Source organism: Flavobacterium sp. 25HG05S-40, from assembly GCF_052654735.1.
In genome coordinates, this window is record NZ_CP199750.1 from 3,149,194 (window position 1) to 3,168,347 (window position 19,154).

The 19,154-nt window shown below is 33.3% G+C and carries 21 protein-coding genes; 7 read left to right on the forward strand and 14 right to left on the reverse strand.

Features of this window, described 5'->3' with window-relative positions:
* The 14 genes from ACULEU_RS13710 to ACULEU_RS13775 form a co-directional block, all read right to left on the reverse strand.
* Nucleotides 1-564, reverse strand: a complete 564-nt coding sequence (locus ACULEU_RS13710) for a hypothetical protein (RefSeq protein ID WP_445453126.1) — start codon at nt 562-564, stop codon at nt 1-3.
* 11 nt (nt 565-575) lie between these two features.
* Complete coding sequence (locus ACULEU_RS13715) at nt 576-908, reverse strand: helix-turn-helix domain-containing protein (protein WP_445453127.1); 333 nt, start codon at nt 906-908, stop codon at nt 576-578.
* On the reverse strand, nt 905-1,249 hold the full coding sequence (locus tag ACULEU_RS13720; protein WP_445453128.1) for a hypothetical protein: 345 nt from the start codon (nt 1,247-1,249) through the stop codon (nt 905-907). The genes ACULEU_RS13715 and ACULEU_RS13720 overlap by 4 nt, the downstream gene beginning before the upstream one ends.
* 92 nt (nt 1,250-1,341) lie before the next feature.
* Nucleotides 1,342-1,602 (reverse strand): hypothetical protein, encoded by a 261-nt coding sequence (locus ACULEU_RS13725; RefSeq protein WP_445453129.1) that lies wholly within the window; start codon nt 1,600-1,602, stop codon nt 1,342-1,344.
* Nucleotides 1,599-1,874, reverse strand: a complete 276-nt coding sequence (locus ACULEU_RS13730) for a hypothetical protein (protein WP_445453130.1) — start codon at nt 1,872-1,874, stop codon at nt 1,599-1,601. The genes ACULEU_RS13725 and ACULEU_RS13730 overlap by 4 nt, the downstream gene beginning before the upstream one ends.
* The gene (locus tag ACULEU_RS13735) at nt 1,875-2,612 is read right to left on the reverse strand and encodes an MBL fold metallo-hydrolase (protein WP_445453131.1); all 738 of its coding nucleotides are present in this window, start codon (nt 2,610-2,612) and stop codon (nt 1,875-1,877) included. It abuts the gene before it with no gap.
* Nucleotide 2,613: 1 nt separating this feature from the next.
* Entirely contained in the window at nt 2,614-3,513 is a 900-nt protein-coding gene (locus ACULEU_RS13740; protein WP_445453132.1) for a recombinase RecT, read from the reverse strand.
* 10 nt (nt 3,514-3,523) lie between these two features.
* Nucleotides 3,524-3,745 carry a hypothetical protein gene (locus tag ACULEU_RS13745; RefSeq protein ID WP_445453133.1) on the reverse strand — a complete coding sequence of 74 codons (222 nt, stop codon included), beginning with the start codon at nt 3,743-3,745 and terminating at the stop codon, nt 3,524-3,526.
* 1 nt (nt 3,746) lies between these two features.
* Entirely contained in the window at nt 3,747-3,995 is a 249-nt protein-coding gene (locus ACULEU_RS13750) for a hypothetical protein (RefSeq protein WP_445453134.1), read from the reverse strand.
* A complete protein-coding gene (locus tag ACULEU_RS13755) occupies nt 3,995-6,025 on the reverse strand; it encodes an AAA family ATPase (RefSeq protein ID WP_445453135.1) in 2,031 nt (676 codons plus the stop codon). The genes ACULEU_RS13750 and ACULEU_RS13755 overlap by 1 nt, the downstream gene beginning before the upstream one ends.
* 64 nt (nt 6,026-6,089) lie before the next feature.
* Complete coding sequence (locus ACULEU_RS13760) at nt 6,090-6,233, reverse strand: hypothetical protein (protein WP_445453136.1); 144 nt, start codon at nt 6,231-6,233, stop codon at nt 6,090-6,092.
* Nucleotides 6,215-6,376, reverse strand: a complete 162-nt coding sequence (locus ACULEU_RS13765; protein ID WP_445453137.1) for a hypothetical protein — start codon at nt 6,374-6,376, stop codon at nt 6,215-6,217. Before ACULEU_RS13765 ends, ACULEU_RS13760 begins: the two co-directional genes overlap by 19 nt.
* A gap of 2 nt (nt 6,377-6,378) precedes the next feature.
* The gene (locus ACULEU_RS13770; RefSeq protein WP_445453138.1) at nt 6,379-6,645 is read right to left on the reverse strand and encodes a hypothetical protein; all 267 of its coding nucleotides are present in this window, start codon (nt 6,643-6,645) and stop codon (nt 6,379-6,381) included.
* A gap of 210 nt (nt 6,646-6,855) precedes the next feature.
* On the reverse strand, nt 6,856-7,062 hold the full coding sequence (locus ACULEU_RS13775) for a hypothetical protein (protein WP_445453139.1): 207 nt from the start codon (nt 7,060-7,062) through the stop codon (nt 6,856-6,858).
* A 128-nt stretch (nt 7,063-7,190) separates the two neighbouring features.
* Here ACULEU_RS13775 and ACULEU_RS13780 point away from each other — a divergent pair, with 128 nt between their 5' ends.
* From ACULEU_RS13780 to ACULEU_RS13810, 7 genes are all read left to right on the forward strand, one after another.
* Nucleotides 7,191-7,868, forward strand: a complete 678-nt coding sequence (locus ACULEU_RS13780) for a S24 family peptidase (protein WP_445453140.1) — start codon at nt 7,191-7,193, stop codon at nt 7,866-7,868.
* 12 nt (nt 7,869-7,880) lie between these two features.
* The gene (locus ACULEU_RS13785; RefSeq protein ID WP_445453141.1) at nt 7,881-8,243 is read left to right on the forward strand and encodes a hypothetical protein; all 363 of its coding nucleotides are present in this window, start codon (nt 7,881-7,883) and stop codon (nt 8,241-8,243) included.
* Nucleotides 8,244-8,249: 6 nt separating this feature from the next.
* Nucleotides 8,250-8,555: a helix-turn-helix domain-containing protein gene (locus ACULEU_RS13790; protein ID WP_445453142.1), complete on the forward strand. Its 306-nt coding sequence runs from the start codon at nt 8,250-8,252 to the stop codon at nt 8,553-8,555.
* Nucleotides 8,556-8,932: 377 nt separating this feature from the next.
* On the forward strand, nt 8,933-10,165 hold the full coding sequence (locus ACULEU_RS13795) for a tyrosine-type recombinase/integrase (protein WP_445453143.1): 1,233 nt from the start codon (nt 8,933-8,935) through the stop codon (nt 10,163-10,165).
* A 345-nt stretch (nt 10,166-10,510) separates the two neighbouring features.
* A complete protein-coding gene (locus tag ACULEU_RS13800; RefSeq protein ID WP_445453144.1) occupies nt 10,511-12,196 on the forward strand; it encodes a T9SS type A sorting domain-containing protein in 1,686 nt (561 codons plus the stop codon).
* 10 nt (nt 12,197-12,206) lie between these two features.
* Nucleotides 12,207-15,458, forward strand: coding sequence for an RHS repeat domain-containing protein (locus ACULEU_RS13805; protein WP_445453145.1), 3,252 nt, complete (start codon nt 12,207-12,209; stop codon nt 15,456-15,458).
* 12 nt (nt 15,459-15,470) lie between these two features.
* Nucleotides 15,471-19,154, forward strand: coding sequence for a DUF6443 domain-containing protein (locus tag ACULEU_RS13810; protein ID WP_445453146.1), 3,684 nt, complete (start codon nt 15,471-15,473; stop codon nt 19,152-19,154).

Sequence of the window (19,154 nt, forward strand, 5' to 3'; positions counted from 1 at the left end):
TTAATCCTGTACTTTGGCAGCTGTAAATTCATCCCCTCCAGATGGAGTCACGGCGAATTGCATTTCTGTTTGTTCCATTTGTGGAGCAGATTTACCGTTCATATAAGCCTCTACTTCCGCAATTGCGTTGTCAAGAGCATCTATAAGCTGGTTTAGGTACAAGTAGCTTCCATTCAATTTTACCTTTGGCGCATCAAACTTGATTGCTCCAGCTGATACATACTTGGTACCAGAAATAACAAGAGATCTGTTTTCTTCAGAACCGGAGATTTTGAATGATGATACGTTGTAAGCTTGGGTTTCTACTTCCTCCTGAAGGAATGATAACTCTGTAGAATTATCGTTTCCTGTGAATGCATCATCTAAGTGAGCTAAGAAAACATTGAAATTTGAGAATGCTTTCTCCAAATCTTCGTGAATAATGTGTTTCCCTTTGTGATCAAGTTCATCACCAGCGGTTGGTCCGCTCAATAACTCATAGGAGTATTTACATAATGCATCGCTGAGGGATGCGCTTTTAATTTGGACTTCCTTTTGTTCTTGGATGTCATCATTGTTTGTCATAATATGGTTGTTTAGGAATTAATGTTTATAAAATATTCTTTGTATCGTCCTTCTTTGGTTTCTTTGTCAACGTGCACTCCGTAGTTATCAATCAAATCTTTAACTCTCCTTCTGAGGTCGCCGATTCCGTAATCTATCAATGCCCTTGTGGTAGTTAATCTTTCTCCACGCATGAAAGCTTTATATAGGGTTTTGCACTGTTCAGAAAAGTGATCAATGTTTCCATCAAAAATTGCTTGACTTTCAGAATTGTTCTCTTTGTGCACCAGAGGCTTTGTTAAATCGACTACCGGTTTAGGGAAATTATATCCCGAGAATTCCATTTGTAATTGAGAGTTGCTCATAGGTACCGTTCGTTGTTTTTTAATTGAATTTCTATCTCTTGCAATGCGACTAAATCTTTTGGTTCCGGCAGATAAATTCCGGCGTGTTTGGCTGAATAATCTCTAAACTTGTCAATCACGTATGTTGTTTGGTCCTTGTCGATATTGGCGAAGCTTTTCCAATCTTCTCGGATTTCTCCGGTCCTTTCGTTTGTTCTTTCAGTTCTGAAGACTTCCGGACAAACTATCCTCTTAATAATTTCTTGCTTCACGTACTCGAAATCCTCCCCATATTCCCAGGCAAACCAACCAACAATCAAATGGAAATACCTGTTTTGATTTGAGGATTTAGATCTTGTCATTCGTTTCAGTTCAAAAGGCTGGCCTTTGGCTATAAAGTGCTTCAGCTTTTCACATGCCCGGATAACATCTATTTCCTTTTTCGGATTGTAAATCATGTCATTACAGGTAATTTCTTTTTTACGTTTATCTCCAGTTCACTAAGCGCTTCTTTTAGGTTTACTATTTTGGTTAACATTTCTTCAACCTGGTCCGGATCATTCAAATTGTTCCAAATTTTTATTGTGTTGTTGCAATCTGATATCCTTATTTGTACTTCTCCACACGGCTTAATTTTCGTATGAATCACGGCCATCGACATTAAACTTTCCGGAGCGATGAACCTCTTTTTGTTGAATATCTCGTGATTGTTCATAGCATCGATTGTGTTTTGGTTAATGCCACTATTCTCATGTCAGTATCAAGCGAGATGAACTCTTTTGTTTTGGTGTTATAGCCATCCCAATTGCCCACACTATCACGGTAGATTACCTTGAAATCGTCTCTGTTGATTTCTTCTTTTTTTGCGATTTCATCCACTACATTTTCAATGTTGTTGGTAACCGACATCTTCCCTAAATTCAAGTCTTCTATCTCAATGACTTTATCGACTTGATGTATCTTATATATGTAATCTGATTTGCTCATTTAGAATGGTGTTTTGTTAAAATCGAGTTGAATTCCATTGACAGCTGCCAACACATTTTTTCTGGTTAAATCCGATACCTTTTCGACGAATTGCTTCTCGTCCGAATTGGTATCCGATAGGTGGATTAATACGATGTTGTTCACTTTTGACAAGTCATTCGCTGACAACATATCCATACAGTTTTCCAAGGAGAAGTGTGAACGAAGGATTCTATCCCGGAGAAACTCTTTATCGCTGTCCTTACCGTATTTCTTATCGATGATAGCCTTTGAATAGTTGGCTTCAATAATGATATTGTTAAGTCCAGGAAAAGTGTACTTGCAATAAAAAGTGTCAGTGATAAAAAGCACACGCCCACAATCAGTATGCTCAATTAAGAATCCCAAACATGGTACATCATGCTTTACATCGAAAGGCATTACTTTAAACCTTCCAATGTGGTAAGTTTTAGTTGCGCTTATAACAATTGCATTATGATGCGTGTAAGTCGATGTTGAATTCAAAGTGTCGAACGATGCGAAAGTTGTAATTCCGGCATTCATAACATCTTTGATTGATGATGAATGGTCTCCGTGACTGTGAGAAACAATACACCCAACAACCTTTGAAACATTAAAATCTAAAGCCTTTTTGATTTCCTTGAAGTTTACTCCGGCTTCAATTAGGAGAGCTTCATCCCCATTGCTGAGGATGTAAGCATTTCCAATACTACCGGTGCTAATTACTTTGAGTTTCATCTTAGAATCCTGCTCCTTCGGCTGGTTGTTGGTCAAAATTCATTTCGGAAGTAGCCTCCGTAGCTTTTGTGGTATTTGATTCCGGCTCTTCTTTTACTTCTTCGAAAGCAACCTCTTCTTCATTTTTAAAATTTAAAGGCTCTCTGTTGGCTTCTGTTTTGATTTCGTGGTCAACATTTTCGGCCGTAACATCAATTACTTTTTCTTCTTCTAACGGGTCGTATAAAACAGAATCATCTGAGGAACTGATAAGTAATTTACAAGCTCGGTTGATGACTGTTTTAGCTGCCATTTGGTCTGCAAAGTTTTTGTGCGCTGGCGAACCACCTTTGCTTCCACCTTGACCCCAAGCCATTCTGATTTGATTGATATTCATTACCTCAACGTCAACAGTTCCGTCGTTCAATTCATAAACTGCATAAGCTCCAACTATTTCATTAGTTCCTATGCTTTCAAGATTTTGAAGGTGCTTGATTACTTTTCTACGACCTGTAACTGAATCAACTTCAAACTCGAAAGAATCTCCTTTGAAAATTGCATTTGCCTTGATGTTTTTAAGTTTTCCGTAGCGTTTAGCGATTGCAATATTTCCAGCATAAGAAATGGAGCATTCTAATTTGTTGCCGTAAGGGATGAAATAGCATTGTTTTTTGATCGGTGACACTCCGTAAACTACCATCTTTAATAATGCTTCTGCTATTGAAGATTTATCGCATTTTTCTAAGATGTTATTCTTGGGGTCTGATAATATGATGTAAGCCGATTTTAGCGCATTTTCTGCGTTGTAATCTTTTGGCAAGGTCAATTCTCCAGACTTTTGAAAAGAATCGATTTTAGCTAATACTTGAGAAGAAATATCTTTTTTAATTTCCGCTACTGCTGTTGTGTTTGGTGTACTCATTTTTTAAAATTTAAATTTCAATTGTTAACTGATTATCTTGTTTTGGTAATTCATCGGCTTTACTGCATTTTATCTCAGGTATTTCAAAGCCGTATTTTTCCATTTCTTTGGCTGTATTTTGGTTGTGTTGGCAGTTGGCCGTACAATCAAAAGAGCCTATTTTAACTCCGAAGTTCACTGGGCAGTTTTGCGTAAGCATACCTTCGGAGTTTCTGATTACTTTGTAACTCACTTTATTTGCTTTTTGATTTGTAACGTTTTTTAGCAAAAAATTCATACTGCATAACAGCATCAACCGTACTAATAAAAGATGTCATTTGCGTTTTTGTAACTCCTAAACTTATTTTATGATTAATAATTGACTGAAGGAAGTTTATGCTATTAGCTGAAAACAAATATTTTTTTTCTTTGAAATACTCAACTCTGCTTTCAAATATTTCCTCAAATGTCATTCTCCTAATATTACCCTCTGTATTACTCATTACGCTACCATTTCTTTAGATTCAACAGTCAATTTCTTGTGCATTGGAGAAACTATCAAACTAATAATTTGATTGTCGGTTTCGATTAAATCGGTCACGCTTTCACGGTTGTCAATTATTACGGGAGCAGAAACACCGTAAAAGTCAGATAGTGTGTTGATGATATCCAATCCCGCATTGATTCTTGATGCCGTATTCAAGTCTGTAAATGGAACACCGTTAACCATTGCGACACAAGTTTCGCGTAAAGCCCCATTGATTTGTTCCTCGAACATTTTAAACGTTACCATTTTAAACTTGCCGTTGATAGAAGATTCCAAACGGTCTATTTTAGCTTTGATGAAGTTCTCAATTGTGAATTGGATTTTCTCAACATCAACGATTTGTTGACTAAGAGTTAACTCTTCTTTTTTAAGTTCATCAATACGTTTGTTGCAACTTTCGATTTGAGTTTTAAGATTCAATTGACCTTTGATGTTGTCGATTGCTTCAACCAATTCTTTTCTTTTCAATTGAAGTTCTTCATTGTTCACTTGTGGAATATCCACTAACTGACCTCTCAAAGTTTCAAGCTCTTTCTTTTTGTTTTCGTAAGTAGGATGCAATGAAAGGATGCTTTGGTAAACATCTTCTTCAGATGGTAAATCGGATGCAGAAACATTATTTAGACTTGAAATTTCAGCTTTGATGCTTTCGATTTTGGTTTTAGCCTCAGTAATTGAATTTTCATTTTCTTGGATTAATCCGGGAATTGGTTTCAATTCAGATTCCAAGGTTTCTTTGTAGGCTTTTAATCTTTGACCTTCGGCTGTGATTTCGTTTAGCTTTGCATTTTTATCAGCTTTGAACTTAGTAAGCATTTGCGCTTTTTTACCTTCAATATCTGTCGGGTCGTAAGCACGTTCACAAGTAGGACAGCAGAAATTTGAATCATCGAAAACCAACTCTTTGGCATTTTCGGTTCCCCATTCGGCTCTCTTAGCATCCATCTTATCGGATGTCGCTTTGATATTGGCTTCAAGGTTTGATTTTTTCTGCTCAAGAGTTGTGTTGGTATTTGTCAAAGAAGAAACTTCACCTTCTTTTGTTCGCAAATCATTTGTGAGTTTATTCAAAGCCGAAGTATCAGGAGTTAATCTATCTAAGGCTTCTTTTCTTGAGTTTGTTTCAATGTTTGTAATTTCAGACTCCACATTGTTGATTGAGATTTTTAAGTCTCTCTGTGAGTCTAATTTCGATTGAAACGCCTTTGAAGAATCTTGAATTTCAGAATCAACTTTTTCAAGGTCTTTTTGATTGGTAGCAAGGTCTTTTTCCAAAGCATCGAAATCTAATGCTTCGGGTTTTTGTCGATTAACTTCATCGATACGTGTTGGAATAGCTTTCAAATCTTCTTTGGCTTTTTTAACAGAATCCGCTATTTGCTTTTTATACTCGTCAAGAGTTTTGCCTTGTGTAAGGTTTAGAAGTAACGCCTCGTAGCTTGGATTTCCCGCGGCAATTTCAGAATCAGAAACTTCACCAGCGATTTGAGTAAGGATGTTTCTTTTCAATTTCCAATCAATCGAATTGAAGTAAGTAGCCGAAGTAATCATTTTGAAAACTTGCTCTTCTAAAACTGCATTCACTTTTTTGTTGAAATCAGAAACAAGCATCGGCACCTCGTTCCAATAACACTCGGTTGTATTTCCGGTATATTCAAGCTCGGAAGAACCTCTCTTTTTTACCCAATTTTCTTTGAGCACTCGCTTCATAGTTACAGTATCACCATCGATAAGGTAAACCGCTGAAACCTCAACTTCTGTTTTTGGGTTTGTTTTGCCGTTGGCATCTAGGGTTTTGATTTCAAAATCTTTTCGGTCTTGGGAATCTTTACCAAACCATAACCAATTAACAGCATCTGCAATTGTGGTTTTTCCGGTACCGTTGGCACCATAGATATCAGTCTGATTTTCAAAATCGATATGAAGTCTTTTTTGGCCTTTGAAATTTTCAAGAGTCAGACTCTTGATTGTAATTACTTTTTTCATAATTTTACAACGTTTATTAAACTTTTATTGAAGGTTTAGGCTCACAGCTCCAACTGTGGGCTTTTTATTTATATGTTCGGTATTGAATTCTCTCTTCGTCTTTATTTTTATGGATTAGTTTTAGCCACCATATTCCAAATAATGTCGCTGCTGCGCCAATTAAAATGGCTATCAAAATGCAGATTGCTGTTATTGTAAGTGTTTCCATGTTTCGTAATTTTCGCTAATGAATGATATCAGAAAAGCCACTAAAAGAATGATAAGCATGGCTATTGAGAACTGTATAATCTTCAATCCCATGTCAATGGAATTAGTGCTTTTTGAATAGGCTTTTTTAGGTTTTAGTTCCATGGCTATGAGTTTGCTAAAATTTCTAAATGTTTGCTTTCGTATGATTTATTGGCTTCTCTCGAGTAAAGAGCATTGGCAATACCTTGGTACGCATTTCGCTTTACTTCGTTGGTAGTTTCTTCTGCGATACTCATACATTCGTGTATGAAGTCTGCAAACTGTTCGTAGGTTTCAACTTTATTATAGGCAACTCTGATCCAAATGAATATTGCCGGAAAAGTTGGAAAGTTTACTGCTGGTTTTGTAAATGGAATTGGCATAGTTTTCATATTTTAGTTATTGTTTGCGAACTCTGGTTAATGCTCTATTACCAATTGCTTTGGTAATTCTTGCTTTTGGTACCTTGTTTTCCCTTTTGGGGGAGTTACCGGACACCACACCCGGTAACTCTTGCTTCAGCATTGTAGCTTCGTTTAAGATTAATCCAGCCAACGATTCTAGCTGATTAAGTCTTCTTAATATGTTTGTTGTGGACTTCATTACGCAACTTCAGTTTCGAATATTTCTTCATCCGTGAAACCATTATCCTTATATACTTTTACAGCAGACATCTTGGTTAAATTGTCTGAATTTGCTTTCGCTAAATTTTGTACGTTACGTTCACTTACCTCTAATGCTAATGCTGTACTTAATCGAAAATTCTTGTCGTTTAGCAGTTTTTCAATAATTATTTGTGAAACTCTCATTCTGTTTATGTATTTTTGTTCGTATAATTATACAAATATACAAACAGTTTGCAAACAAAAAAACATTTTGCAAACTATTTCAAGATAATTTGCAAACTTTTTTTAAAGTCATTGATATTGTTAGCTTTATGTACAATAAAAAATTAATAGCTTATGTAGCTACGCTAAAATTCGACAATGCTGTCACTCAGGTTTCTTCCGATTTGGAAGTTTCAAAGGGTAGCGTCAGCAGTTATTTAAGTGGAAAAATTAAAGCGAGTAAAAACTTTTTAGAAAAGTTTGGGAACTTTTATAATGTAGATCAATCTAAGCTCCAAGACATCAATAATGATGTTGTAAGAGTTGATATGGAAATTGTAAAATCAAAATCCGGAAAGTCATTTGATAAAAATACCGGTCTATTGGTACCTTTTTATGATATTGATTTTTCAGCAGGTAATGATATCGTTACTATGGATAACAATGGTATATCAAAACCGGACTATTATATGGATGTTCCAGAGTTTGCTGGATGTACAGCTTTTAGAGCTTATTCAGATAGCATGGAACGTTTGATTAAGAGCGGCAGTATACTTTTTGGTACTAAAGTTGAGGAGTGGAATCTACATTTAGAATATGGCCAGATATATGGAATAATTTGTAATGATGGTCGACGGTATTTGAAGTATATTAGAAGACATTTGGAAAATCATAAAGATTTATTTCTACTTAAAAGTGAAAATAACAACTACGATGATTTCGATATTCCAAAAAGAGCAATAAGATCTGTTTGGTTAATACACGGATGGCTGAATAAAAGAACTTAAAATAAATTTATCATGAAAAAAGCATTATTAATTATCATTTTTAGCATTTTTTTTGTTGGATGTTTTTCTGAAAACAAATCAGAATACGAAAAAAACAAAGAAGAGCAAGAAGAATTGAAGTTCCAAGCATGGTCTGCTTCAAAGGAATTTGTAAAAAAAGAATTGAAGTCCCCGGGTTCGGCAGAATTTAATTTCATCGATGATGGAATCAACAGCTCTGTTATAGGAAGCATAACGGAATCAGATACCACATTTACAGTAATAGGTACTTTCGATGCTCAAAACTCATTTGGAGCATCTATTCGAAATGATTTCAAATGTGAATTAGCGCTAAACTACGGCACTTTTTCACTTATTAATCTCGACATTGAATAATATATTATGAATCAAACAGACGAAATCATTCTTGAACTTCTCGATTACCTGAGGCTTATCAAAGAAGTCAAGTCTGAGGCTGACTTTGCACGTCGAATCGGTTCCTACCGAGCAACATTAACAAAAATAAAAAAGGGAACTGCTCACTTTACAGTAGAACAAATTGGATCTATCTGCAGAGAGTTTAATGTAAATGCCAATTTCCTTTTCGGTGCACAAAAAAAAGTGTTTAATACTGATGATAGTATCGAAATAGACAGATATCTGAAGCCTGAAAACATTGAAACAACAGCATTTTCAAGCAGTAAATAACCGTCAATAATAAAGTGAATAATAATATAACCTCTGATAAAAAATAAGCAATAAACAATAATTGTAGCTCAATAAAATAAGGCATTAAGCGGCTTTTAAGCTATCCACTTCTCTCTGTTAATCAGAGGGTCCTTGGTTCGAGCCCAAGAGGGGGAGCAACTTCAAAGAAATCCAGTTTATTTATTTAGACTGGATTTTTTGTTTTTACTCACTTCCTCATATCCTACAAGGATTATTAAACAACTTCAAGTTATAGGTGTCAATTCCTATAAATCAATTTAACTTCAAAAAAGGCTGACAATTTGGTGTGCATCTTCCCAAAAAAGGTGTGCAAACATTCTAGCTATATCCTAACCAATTAAAATGAACCATTAATAATGAATACTCCTAATAATAAAGTGACATTTGTTCTATCAAAGAGCAGATTAAATGCAGCAGGGAAATGCTCTATTAGATGCAGAATAACCTATTTAAAGAAAAGATGTGAATTTGCCACAGGATTATTTATAAATCCAATTCATTGGCAAAGCAAACCACAGATTGCAAAACCACCTAATGATGAGAATACATTTATCAATAACCAATTGAGCTTGATTAAGAACAAAATTAATCAGGCTTTTTTATTGCTTCAAATTCAGGAAAAGAATTTTAGTGTTGATGAAATTTACAACCAATACAAAGGCAAACCAAGTAAACAAAATATTGGAGTTGTTAACTATTACAGTGAATACCTCCTAAAATATAAAAGACTTATCGGAATTGAAATTAAGGAAATCACTTGGAACAAATTCAACTATATACATAATGATTTAAAGGATTTCATTAAATGGAAGTATGAACAAAACGATGTCCTTCTAAATGATTTAGATTATTCTTTTATTGTTGAATTTGAATACTATTTAAAGACCGAGAAAAGCCAAAAACAAGTAACTATAAACAAATGTCTTCAAAGATTCAAAAAGGTCGTTAAAATGGCTTTAATTGATAAATTAATAGACAGCTATCCATTCATTGAACATAAGCCTAAAAAGGTTGTAACTAATGTAGTGTTCTTATCTACTGAAGAACTTTTTAAAGTAGAAAACCATGTCTTTTCACAACCTAGACTTGCCTTTGTTAGAGAGCTTTTTGTGTTTTGTTGCTATACTGGTCTTGCCTTTAATGAAATGTCAAATCTAGAACCTAAACATATAGTAACCGGATTTGACAATAACCAATGGATTGAAATGATTAGGGTGAAAACGAATAAACCTATTTCTATTCCTTTATTACCAAAAAGTAAAGCTATCATTGAAAAACACTTAAATATTGAGAACAAATATATTTTACCAAGAATAAGTAATCAGAAGTTTAATTCCTACCTAAAAGAAATAGCCGAAGTAATTGGCATTGAAAAGAACTTAACTCATCACACAGCTAGGAAAACATTTGCAAGTACTGTACTGCTGTACAACGATGTTCCGATGGAAATTGTTTCAGAATTATTAGGACATTCAAAGATGAGTATTACTCAAGAGTATTATGCAAAAGTGGTAAATAAAAAAGTGAGTGAAGCTATGATTAAGTTGTCTTCTAAAATGAGTAATGGTCTAAAAGACAAGACTAATTAAATGATTACTCTGTTTGAATTATTCAAAAAATAAACATGATTTTTTTTTTCACTTACAAAGTATTTTATATTTTCGTAGTCGTAAAACTAAATACCACCCCTGTAGTTTTATAAATTTTCCATTGCCCCAAATTGAATTATGCTAGAAAATTGTTAGCTTCTTGTGCAGGTAATCTGTTGCTAACCTTTACTTACCTTAAGTCTTTGATGGAAAGTTACTGTTTATTTTTTGAATAATTTTTGAAGTTTATGAATTTGTGATATTTAACAAAATGTACACTTTTAGTGTACATTGGATTAAAATACACAGTTTATATTCGCCATACTAACCACTATTAAATGTATTATGAAAAACCTCTTGCATTGGCAACAGTTCCTGTGTTGCGTTTCACTATTTATTTGTAATTGTAATGCCTCCTTCTCCCAAGACATCCTTTGGGAAAAAAGTTATGGTGGTAAGCATGCTGACTATTTATTTGATATCATTCCAACACCTGATAATGGATTTATTCTAGCTGGGAGTTCTTTGTCTAAAAAGACAGGATCCAAAACCGAGGACAATCGGGGAGATTTAGATTATTGGGTATGGAAGATGGATGAGAAAGGTGAATTAGATTGGCAAAAAACTTTTGGAGGTAGTGGTCAAGACATTTTACGTAAAATAACTTTAACTAATGACGGAGGTTTTCTTTTAGCAGGTTCTTCTGATTCTGAAGAGGGTTTGGATAAAAAAGATAAATGTAGAGGAGACTCTGATTTTTGGATTATTAAACTCAATGCCAAAGGAGGTGAAGAATGGCAAAAAACAATTGGCGGTATCGGGTTGGATGATCTTAACTGTATTGAAAAAACAGACGATGGTGGATTTATTATAGGAGGATCAAGTAGTTCAAATATGTCTGGTGAGAAGACACAAAACAGTTACGGAAATCTCGATTATTGGGTACTAAAAATTGATTCAAAAGGACAAATCGTTTGGCAACAAACTTTTGGTGGTAAGTATTCGGATGAATTAAGAAGTATTAGTATAACTCCGGATGAAGGATTAATAATTGGTGGCAGCTCTAATTCACCTGAAACTGGGAATAAAACACAAAAAAATATAGGTGAAAGTGATTATTGGGTTATAAAGTTAGATAAAGATGGTATTCAGCAATGGCAGAAAAATATAGGAGGTACCGGAGATGATCAACTTTATATAGTACATACATCTATTGATGGAAATTATATTTTGGGAGGTAATTCAAGCTCAGAGAGAGGAGAAGACAAGCGAAGCTCTAATAAAAGCGGTACTGATTTTTGGGTTCTAAAGCTTGACAAGGAAACACGTGAAATTCTTTGGCAAGAAACCTATAATTTCTCTAAAACAGATGTGCTGACTTCATTGGTAGAAAATAATGATAAAACAATTTTAATTGGGGGATATGCACAAGGAGAAATTGTTGAAAATAAAAAACCTATTAAACAATCTAAAAAGACTTTAGTTAAAAAAGAAATTAATCAGGAAGATCCAAAAGTTAAAAAAGGCACTGATGACTTTATTGCTCTAAAAATTACTGAAAAAGGTGAAGAATTATGGCGTAAGAATGTTGGTAGTGATGGTCAAGATATTTTAAGGAAAGTAATAGAATCCCGCGATGGTGGATATTTAATGGCTGGAACTAGTAAAACAATCTTAAATGTCGATGGAGGAGTTAAGGCAACGGGGGATAAAAGTACTGGTTTCGGAAATAATGATTTTTGGGTAGTAAAGCTTAAAGACAAAAAGAAGCCTAAAGTAGAAAAAAAATTACTTGAAGCAGTTCCAAATCCAGCAACAGATTACACTAATGTTATCGTTGGATATCAATACTCTAGAGGGATAGCAATATTAGTAGATATCGCAGGTCACATTTTACAACAATTTGACATTAAAGAAAGCACAATACCTATCGATTTAAATGGTCTGCCTGAAGGTATATATATTGTAAATATCAAAACAGATATACAAGAAAACAGCGTTAAAATTATAAAATCAAATAAAAGAAATTAAGATCTTAATTATGAAAAAAATTCTATTATCAATTATTTTATTAAGTGTTCTTTGGTGTCACTCGCAATCTATCAGCGATGATATAAATAATTTTGAATCAAATACAACACTTTCTTCTCCTGATGTTTATTCATTTGAGAAAGTAAATTTGACCGAAGTAAAGAAATATGTTGGAAAAGCTGATGTAACAATTCCTATCTATGAAATTAAATCCGGAAATCTCTCCTACCCAATATTTCTTAAATACGATACTGGAGGTATTAAAGTTGACCAATTAGCATCAGATGTAGGTTTAGGTTGGAGTATATCCCAGTGTCTAATAACAAGAAAAGTAAATAAAGGAAATGATTTTAACACAGTTGGATATAAATCCCAGTTAAATTCTAATTATACATTTGCAACGCCATTAGAGCAAAGTATGGATGTTAGTGTTTTCTTAGGATTCAAAAGGCGCCTTGGTTATTTTATGAATTTAGGACTAAACAAAAAGATATCCCTTGATGATAGAGTTATTGATTTCGTTCCTGACGAATACAATTTTTACTCTAATGAATTCAATACTAAGTTCTTTTTTAAAACTCTTACAAACCCTATAGAACTGAATCCTCAAGGAACAATAATAAATGCAACTAAGAATAAGTTCCAATTTGACGCTAAAATAGCATATAAAGACCCTAATGATAATCTTTATAAAACCTTCTATGAGTTTCCTACAGAAGATTTTTTCAATATGGATATAACTTCAAAAAAAGGAGTTAAATATACTTTTAATGATTATGATTTAGCAACAACCATAAATTGGGATTTCAATGGCGTATTAGATTACTATTTTGCAAACAACAGAACTGTAAATCTTAACACTATTTATGTTTCAGCTTTACATATTTCCAATATAGAAGATTTACAAACGGGAAAGAAAATATATTTTGAATATGACACTACTCATTCAAATCCTTATAATGAATATAATGCTACAAACGTTACTAGTACAACACTACAAGATGGAATTAAAAAAACACCAAGAAATTATAGCTATTATACAGCAAATATGAATTATAATTCAGGACAATGTTTTTATTGGGCTCCATTTCTCTCAACTAGTGCTTATTCTCAAAGTTCTGTATTGCAAGTTCAAAAGAAGAGATTAAAAAGGATTACATATGATGAGGGAACAGTAGAATATAAATATAATAATGATGGAGGAACTGTATCGGGAATACCTAATTTAAGACAAGATATTTATAATGGTGATTTTCTAACAAAGATTATTGTAAAAAACAATAAAGGAGAGGTAATAAAAACTTTAGAGTTTAAATACGATTATTTCAATTCCAATTACAATGTCGGAGAATTTAATCCCGATGGGTTTAATAATACAACAAGATACAAAAGATTAAAATTAAAAGAAGTTCAAGAGGTTGGAAAACCAGCATATGTTTTTAGTTATGAGGAATCAATTAAATTACCACCAGTTAATTCATTTTCAATTGATTTTTTAGGATACTTTAATTCATCACCTGATATATCAAGTCTTGCACAACTCCAAAGTATAAATCCTAATCCAAAAATTTGGTATTATCCAAATAATTTTGAGAAAAGTGTACTTCCTTTTCCTGTTCCAAATCAACCAGTAAATATGGTTAATGGATATTTTGATCGCCAAGCAAATATAAATGCGAAAGCATGGTCATTAACCCAAATAGATTATCCTACAGGAGGATTTGTTAAATATGAATACGAATCAAACACGTTTAAATTGTTTAATGAAAATATTACAGGAGGAGGTATAAGAATAGCAAAACAGTATATTAACGATGGTTATAATAATCAAAGAGTTTTAGAATACTCTTATCTTGATGACAATGGAAAGTCTTCGGGAAGTCTAGCCACAATTCCATATTTTGGTCACCCAGCTAATAAGTTTTTTGATGTTGGAATTGATGACAGGGCATATCCATTTTTTATTTACACAAATTACCCAACATCTATAAATTTAATACATTGGAAATTGTTTGATAAATGTAATTTAAATAAAGATATAGTTTCTGGGTCATATGTTGGGTATTCTAAGGTTACTGAAAGAGAAGTTGGAAGAGGAAAAATTGAAAACTATTTTACCTCTAATGATGATTTGGGTTTTCAGAATATACACTATAAAATTCATCCACAAACTGACCCTTTTCTTTTAACAATTCCAGCAGAAAATCCAGTCGCTGTATTGGGAGCTCCTTCATGTATGACCTATTTTTTGATGGCAAATAGCGCTATGGAGTGCGATACTTTTACAGATAATGGCTATAAAAGAGGAAAACCTACGTTTGAAAAAATTTACAATGAATCAAACCAACTTTTAAGAATGAGCGAAATAAGCTATGTAGATAATTCCTATAATAGCCATGCTTTTTTACAGCCAATTACTTATCCTATTAAAACTCAAGGCGAAACAAATTTGGGACAAATTTTTAATTTGATTAAAAAAATTGAAATAAAGAATCATTTCAAAACAGCAGAAAAGATTTATCATTACTCTAACGGAAATAATCTAAAAGAAGAAACTAATTATTCATACAACAATATAGGTTTGTTAACATCAAAATTAGAGTTGTATACCAATAAAACACTTGAGACTAAGTATTATTATGCTAATGACCCGTTAGTAAATAATGAGCCACTTATCAGTCTTATACTTTCTAAAAATTTATTAGTGAATCCTTTAAAAGTTGAGACACTTGCAAATGGGAGCAAAATTTCTGAAAAAAAGACAGTTTATGTGAAAGATTCAAGTACAAGTAATCTGCTTTTACAGAAGTATTTATATGTTAAAAAAGGGGATGATGTAAATGGTATATTAGAAAAGAAATTAACAAAAGATCTATTTGATAATAAAGGAAATGTAATTCAATATACCAAAGAGAACAGCATTCCTGTTTGTTTGATTTGGGGTTACAATAAAACATTATTGATTGCAAAAATCGAAAACGCAACTTATAGTAGTATCTCATCACTAGTTGCAGTAGCACAAAATGCATCCGACACGCAAACGGAAGCACAGTTAATTAGTGCTTTGTCCAATATTAGAACTTCTTTACCTAATGCAATGGTAACTACTTATACTCACAAACCACTTGTTGGTGTTACAAGCGTCACTGATCCAAAAGGATATATGAAAAAGTATACGTTTGATTCAAATGGAAGACTTATCAAAGTAACTGATAAAAATGGTCTTATTCTCTCAGAAAACGAATACTTTTTCCAACCTTAATTACATCTAAACATGAAAAAATATTTTCTTTTGATATTTACATTGGTAATTTCATCATGTGTGCAATCACAAAATTATGTTAAAACAACAGAGTATAAAGTCCCAACGACTGTAAATATACCTTTGCCAAATCCATCTCAAGCAAATCGAAAAATTACTTTTTACGACGGTTTAGGCAGGCCAATACAGAAAAAATTCCATAAACAATCTGATACGGGTAAAGATATTGTTCAAATAATTGATTACGATGCATTTGGAAGAGAAGAGAAAAAGTATTTACCTTATGCGAATAGCACATCGACGTTGAGTTTTGAAACTAGTGCAGAAACAGATGTATTAAGTTACCCTGATTATGTTGGTCAAAGCCCCTATAGCATGACACAATATGAACAATCAGCATTTGACAGGGTTGAAAAGCTTTCTGCTCCAGGAACTACAAATGATTGGGCAATGGGAGGCAACCATGAAATAAGATCGGAGTACTCAAATAACACTCCTACCGATAATGTAAAAATAATAACAGCTCAATCAAACTGGGATTCATCAAAAGGACTTTATGATACTTCATTAACACAAAATGGGAGTACTTTTTATTTGACACCTGTACTATTTAAAAAAATTGTTAAAAATGAAAATTGGGTAAGTGGATTGGATAACACTTACGAAGAATACACAAATAAAGAAGGTCAAATAATTTTAAAAAGAGCGTATGAAAATAACATCTCACACGAAACATATTATGTATATGATCAATTTGATAATTTAACTTATATTATAACTCCGAAAGCTGATTCAGTATTAACAAATACAGTCTTAAATGAATTGTGTTACCAGTACAAGTATGATTATAGAAATAGATTAGTTGAGTTAAAATTACCAGGCAAAGAGTGGGAATTCATTGTTTACGATAAATTAGATAGAGTTGTTGCCACTGGTCCGTCATTTTCACCATTTACTGATTTACAATCATTACCTCCAGCCTCACCAATTGTGGGTTGGTCTATTACAAAATATGATGCTTTTAATAGAACTATTTTAACAGGATGGCTGCAATCTTCCTCAGTTTCTAACACAGACAGGAAAGCTCTACAACTATTATATAATGCATCCGTTTTGCCAGTAAATGAAACCAAAGCAACAGGTAATACAATAAATGGAACAGGTGGATTTACTACAAGATATACAAATGTTGCGATACCAGCTATTTATGCCACAACCTATCATGTGTTATCGGTTAATTATTATGATGATTATTCAACTAATATAACTTTTAATCCAGCAATTAGCTATACAACTCCAATTACTCCGCAGCCAGTTTATTATAACAACACCGCTGGAACATTTCCTAAAGGACTATCAACAGTTTCATGGGTAAGAGTATGCGAAACCTCAACAACAACTCCAATAAAAGCTGAAACTAGTTATAGTCTTTATGATAATGTTGGTCGAGAGGTTAGGGTCTTCAAAAACAATTATTTGGGGGGATTTACTAGAGTTGACAGTCAACTTGAAACAATAACAGGGAGAATAAATTATATAGAGACGACACACAAAAGATTAAGTACAGACACAGATATTTTTGTTAAGGATATATATGCCTATTCTTCCCAAGATAGACAAATTTCGCATGTACATCAGATTGGGGCTAACGGGACACCGGAATTGCTTTCTAAAAACACATATGACGAACTAGGAAACTTAAAAAGTCAAAACATTGGAGGAACTGACATTGTTAATTTTACTGGTTTGCAAAAAGTAGATTATAAATATAATATCAGAGGTTGGTTAACAGATATAAATGATGTTACTAACCTATCCCAACAATCTGATCCTAATGATTTGTTTGCATTTAAGTTAAATTATAATACTGTTCAAAATGAAACTAACTATACCGGAACACCTCTTTATAATAGTAATATTTCAGAAACATATTGGAGAACGGCAAATGACAATATTTTGCGAAAATATGGTTATAAATACGACGCCTTAAATCGATTGAAAAATGCAATATACCAAAGACCAAATAATGCTGTACGTGTAACTAATTCTTATAACGAAAGTGTTACCTACGATAAAAACGGTAATATATTAACATTACAACGATATGGAGATTTTGATGACCCGATTACCCCACTTCAAATTGATAATTTAACTTATTCATATGATTTGACAAATGAAACAAACCGTTTGATGAAAATTTCAGATGCAACTAACAGCACTATTGGTTTTAAAGATGGTGCAAATAACGCAACTGAATATGGTTACGATTTTAATGGCAATATGAATAGGGATGATAATAAAGGTATAGTAAGTATAAAATATAACCATTTAAATTTACCAACAGAAATTATATTTTCGGGGAGTAGTGTTAAAAGAATTGATTATCTTTATTCATCTGATGGTGTAAAGGTCAAAAAAGTAGTCACTACAGGTACTGTTTTGAATACCACAGATTACATTGATGATTATCAATACAATAAACCTAACGCTTCTTCAAATGCTGTTTTGCAGTATTTTCCTCATTCAGAGGGTTATGTTAGCTATAGTGGACAAAATATTTATAACTATGTTTACAATTATCTTGATCAACTTGGCAATATCAGATTAAGTTATACTTTAGATTCTTCAAATCCCTCAGGAAACAATCTGACTATTCTTGAAGAAAATCATTACTATCCTTTTGGATTAAAACATACAAAGTATAATATTGATCAATATTTTTATGATAATTGCGGAGGAAGTTGTATTATAAAAGTTAAACGGTCACCCTATCAGTATAAGTTTCAAGGTCAAGAAAGACAAGATGAACATGGACTTAACTGGGATAGTTTTAAGTGGAGAAATTATGATTCCGCAATTGGTAGATTTATGGGTATTGATCCTTTGGCAGAGGAATATCATAATTGGTCCCCTTATGTTTTTGCTGGTAATCAAGTAATTCATTCAAGAGAATTGGAAGGGCTTGAACCTGTTGAAGATTTAAATAAAGACCATAAAGTTAACATTCCCGCTGAAATAAAAAGAGCGATAGAAGTGGCTGTAGAAAACCAACTAGTAGCTGCAGAATTGGTAAATTTAAGTCAAACTCTTCTAGCTAGTCCATTCGCCATGGGTGCTATGAATGCAACTGCGTCTAATATGGTTGCTGGTGCTGGGAGAGCAACTCCTGAATCGACTAGTAATAGTCAAGAATTTGCGGAAGGACAGGAATTTGGAGATAAATTGTCAGCTGTTATTGGAATAGTTGAAATTGTAGGAGGGATACTTGGCGCTAGTGGCTCACTAGCTGCTGAAGTGCCATCAGGTGGAACTTCAACAATAACGTTGATTGCATCGGGTGAATTGATTGGTCATGGTGTTATTACTACCTTAGTAAGCTTAGCTAATTTGATGAATGGTGGTGGTGGCCCTTCTGAACGGACGTCAAATGATCCTTTAAGAAGAGGGAAGAACGGAGAGCCCGAGGTAGATCCTGAAGCAGAGGGAACATCTCATACTCAAATGGGAACAAATAAAGGGCGAAAAGGTAATTATAAGGCTGGTAGAGAATTTGATGCAGATGGGAACCCAGTTCAAGATATTCATCATACTGATCATGGCAGACCTAGTACTCACACAAATCCTCATAAGCATGTTAATAAACCAAGTAAAACCGGTGGAACTCCTCAAAGAGGAGCCCCAGAACCTTTAGATTAA

What these genes read in the sequence shown, in the direction of transcription:
- ACULEU_RS13725 (WP_445453129.1), bottom strand. Translation starts at nt 1,602, where the DNA reads ATGAACAATCACGAGATATTCAACAAAAAGAGGTTCATCGCTCCGGAA.
- ACULEU_RS13710 (WP_445453126.1), bottom strand. Translation starts at nt 564, where the DNA reads ATGACAAACAATGATGACATCCAAGAACAAAAGGAAGTCCAAATTAAA.
- ACULEU_RS13805 (WP_445453145.1), top strand. Translation starts at nt 12,207, where the DNA reads ATGAAAAAAATTCTATTATCAATTATTTTATTAAGTGTTCTTTGGTGT.
- ACULEU_RS13770 (WP_445453138.1), bottom strand. Translation starts at nt 6,645, where the DNA reads ATGAAAACTATGCCAATTCCATTTACAAAACCAGCAGTAAACTTTCCA.
- ACULEU_RS13785 (WP_445453141.1), top strand. Translation starts at nt 7,881, where the DNA reads ATGAAAAAAGCATTATTAATTATCATTTTTAGCATTTTTTTTGTTGGA.
- ACULEU_RS13760 (WP_445453136.1), bottom strand. Translation starts at nt 6,233, where the DNA reads ATGGAAACACTTACAATAACAGCAATCTGCATTTTGATAGCCATTTTA.
- ACULEU_RS13755 (WP_445453135.1), bottom strand. Translation starts at nt 6,025, where the DNA reads ATGAAAAAAGTAATTACAATCAAGAGTCTGACTCTTGAAAATTTCAAA.
- ACULEU_RS13740 (WP_445453132.1), bottom strand. Translation starts at nt 3,513, where the DNA reads ATGAGTACACCAAACACAACAGCAGTAGCGGAAATTAAAAAAGATATT.
- ACULEU_RS13795 (WP_445453143.1), top strand. Translation starts at nt 8,933, where the DNA reads ATGAATACTCCTAATAATAAAGTGACATTTGTTCTATCAAAGAGCAGA.
- ACULEU_RS13730 (WP_445453130.1), bottom strand. Translation starts at nt 1,874, where the DNA reads ATGAGCAAATCAGATTACATATATAAGATACATCAAGTCGATAAAGTC.
- ACULEU_RS13715 (WP_445453127.1), bottom strand. Translation starts at nt 908, where the DNA reads ATGAGCAACTCTCAATTACAAATGGAATTCTCGGGATATAATTTCCCT.
- ACULEU_RS13720 (WP_445453128.1), bottom strand. Translation starts at nt 1,249, where the DNA reads ATGACAAGATCTAAATCCTCAAATCAAAACAGGTATTTCCATTTGATT.
- ACULEU_RS13800 (WP_445453144.1), top strand. Translation starts at nt 10,511, where the DNA reads ATGAAAAACCTCTTGCATTGGCAACAGTTCCTGTGTTGCGTTTCACTA.
- ACULEU_RS13810 (WP_445453146.1), top strand. Translation starts at nt 15,471, where the DNA reads ATGAAAAAATATTTTCTTTTGATATTTACATTGGTAATTTCATCATGT.
- ACULEU_RS13750 (WP_445453134.1), bottom strand. Translation starts at nt 3,995, where the DNA reads ATGAGTAATACAGAGGGTAATATTAGGAGAATGACATTTGAGGAAATA.
- ACULEU_RS13775 (WP_445453139.1), bottom strand. Translation starts at nt 7,062, where the DNA reads ATGAGAGTTTCACAAATAATTATTGAAAAACTGCTAAACGACAAGAAT.
- ACULEU_RS13790 (WP_445453142.1), top strand. Translation starts at nt 8,250, where the DNA reads ATGAATCAAACAGACGAAATCATTCTTGAACTTCTCGATTACCTGAGG.
- ACULEU_RS13765 (WP_445453137.1), bottom strand. Translation starts at nt 6,376, where the DNA reads ATGGAACTAAAACCTAAAAAAGCCTATTCAAAAAGCACTAATTCCATT.
- ACULEU_RS13735 (WP_445453131.1), bottom strand. Translation starts at nt 2,612, where the DNA reads ATGAAACTCAAAGTAATTAGCACCGGTAGTATTGGAAATGCTTACATC.
- ACULEU_RS13780 (WP_445453140.1), top strand. Translation starts at nt 7,191, where the DNA reads ATGTACAATAAAAAATTAATAGCTTATGTAGCTACGCTAAAATTCGAC.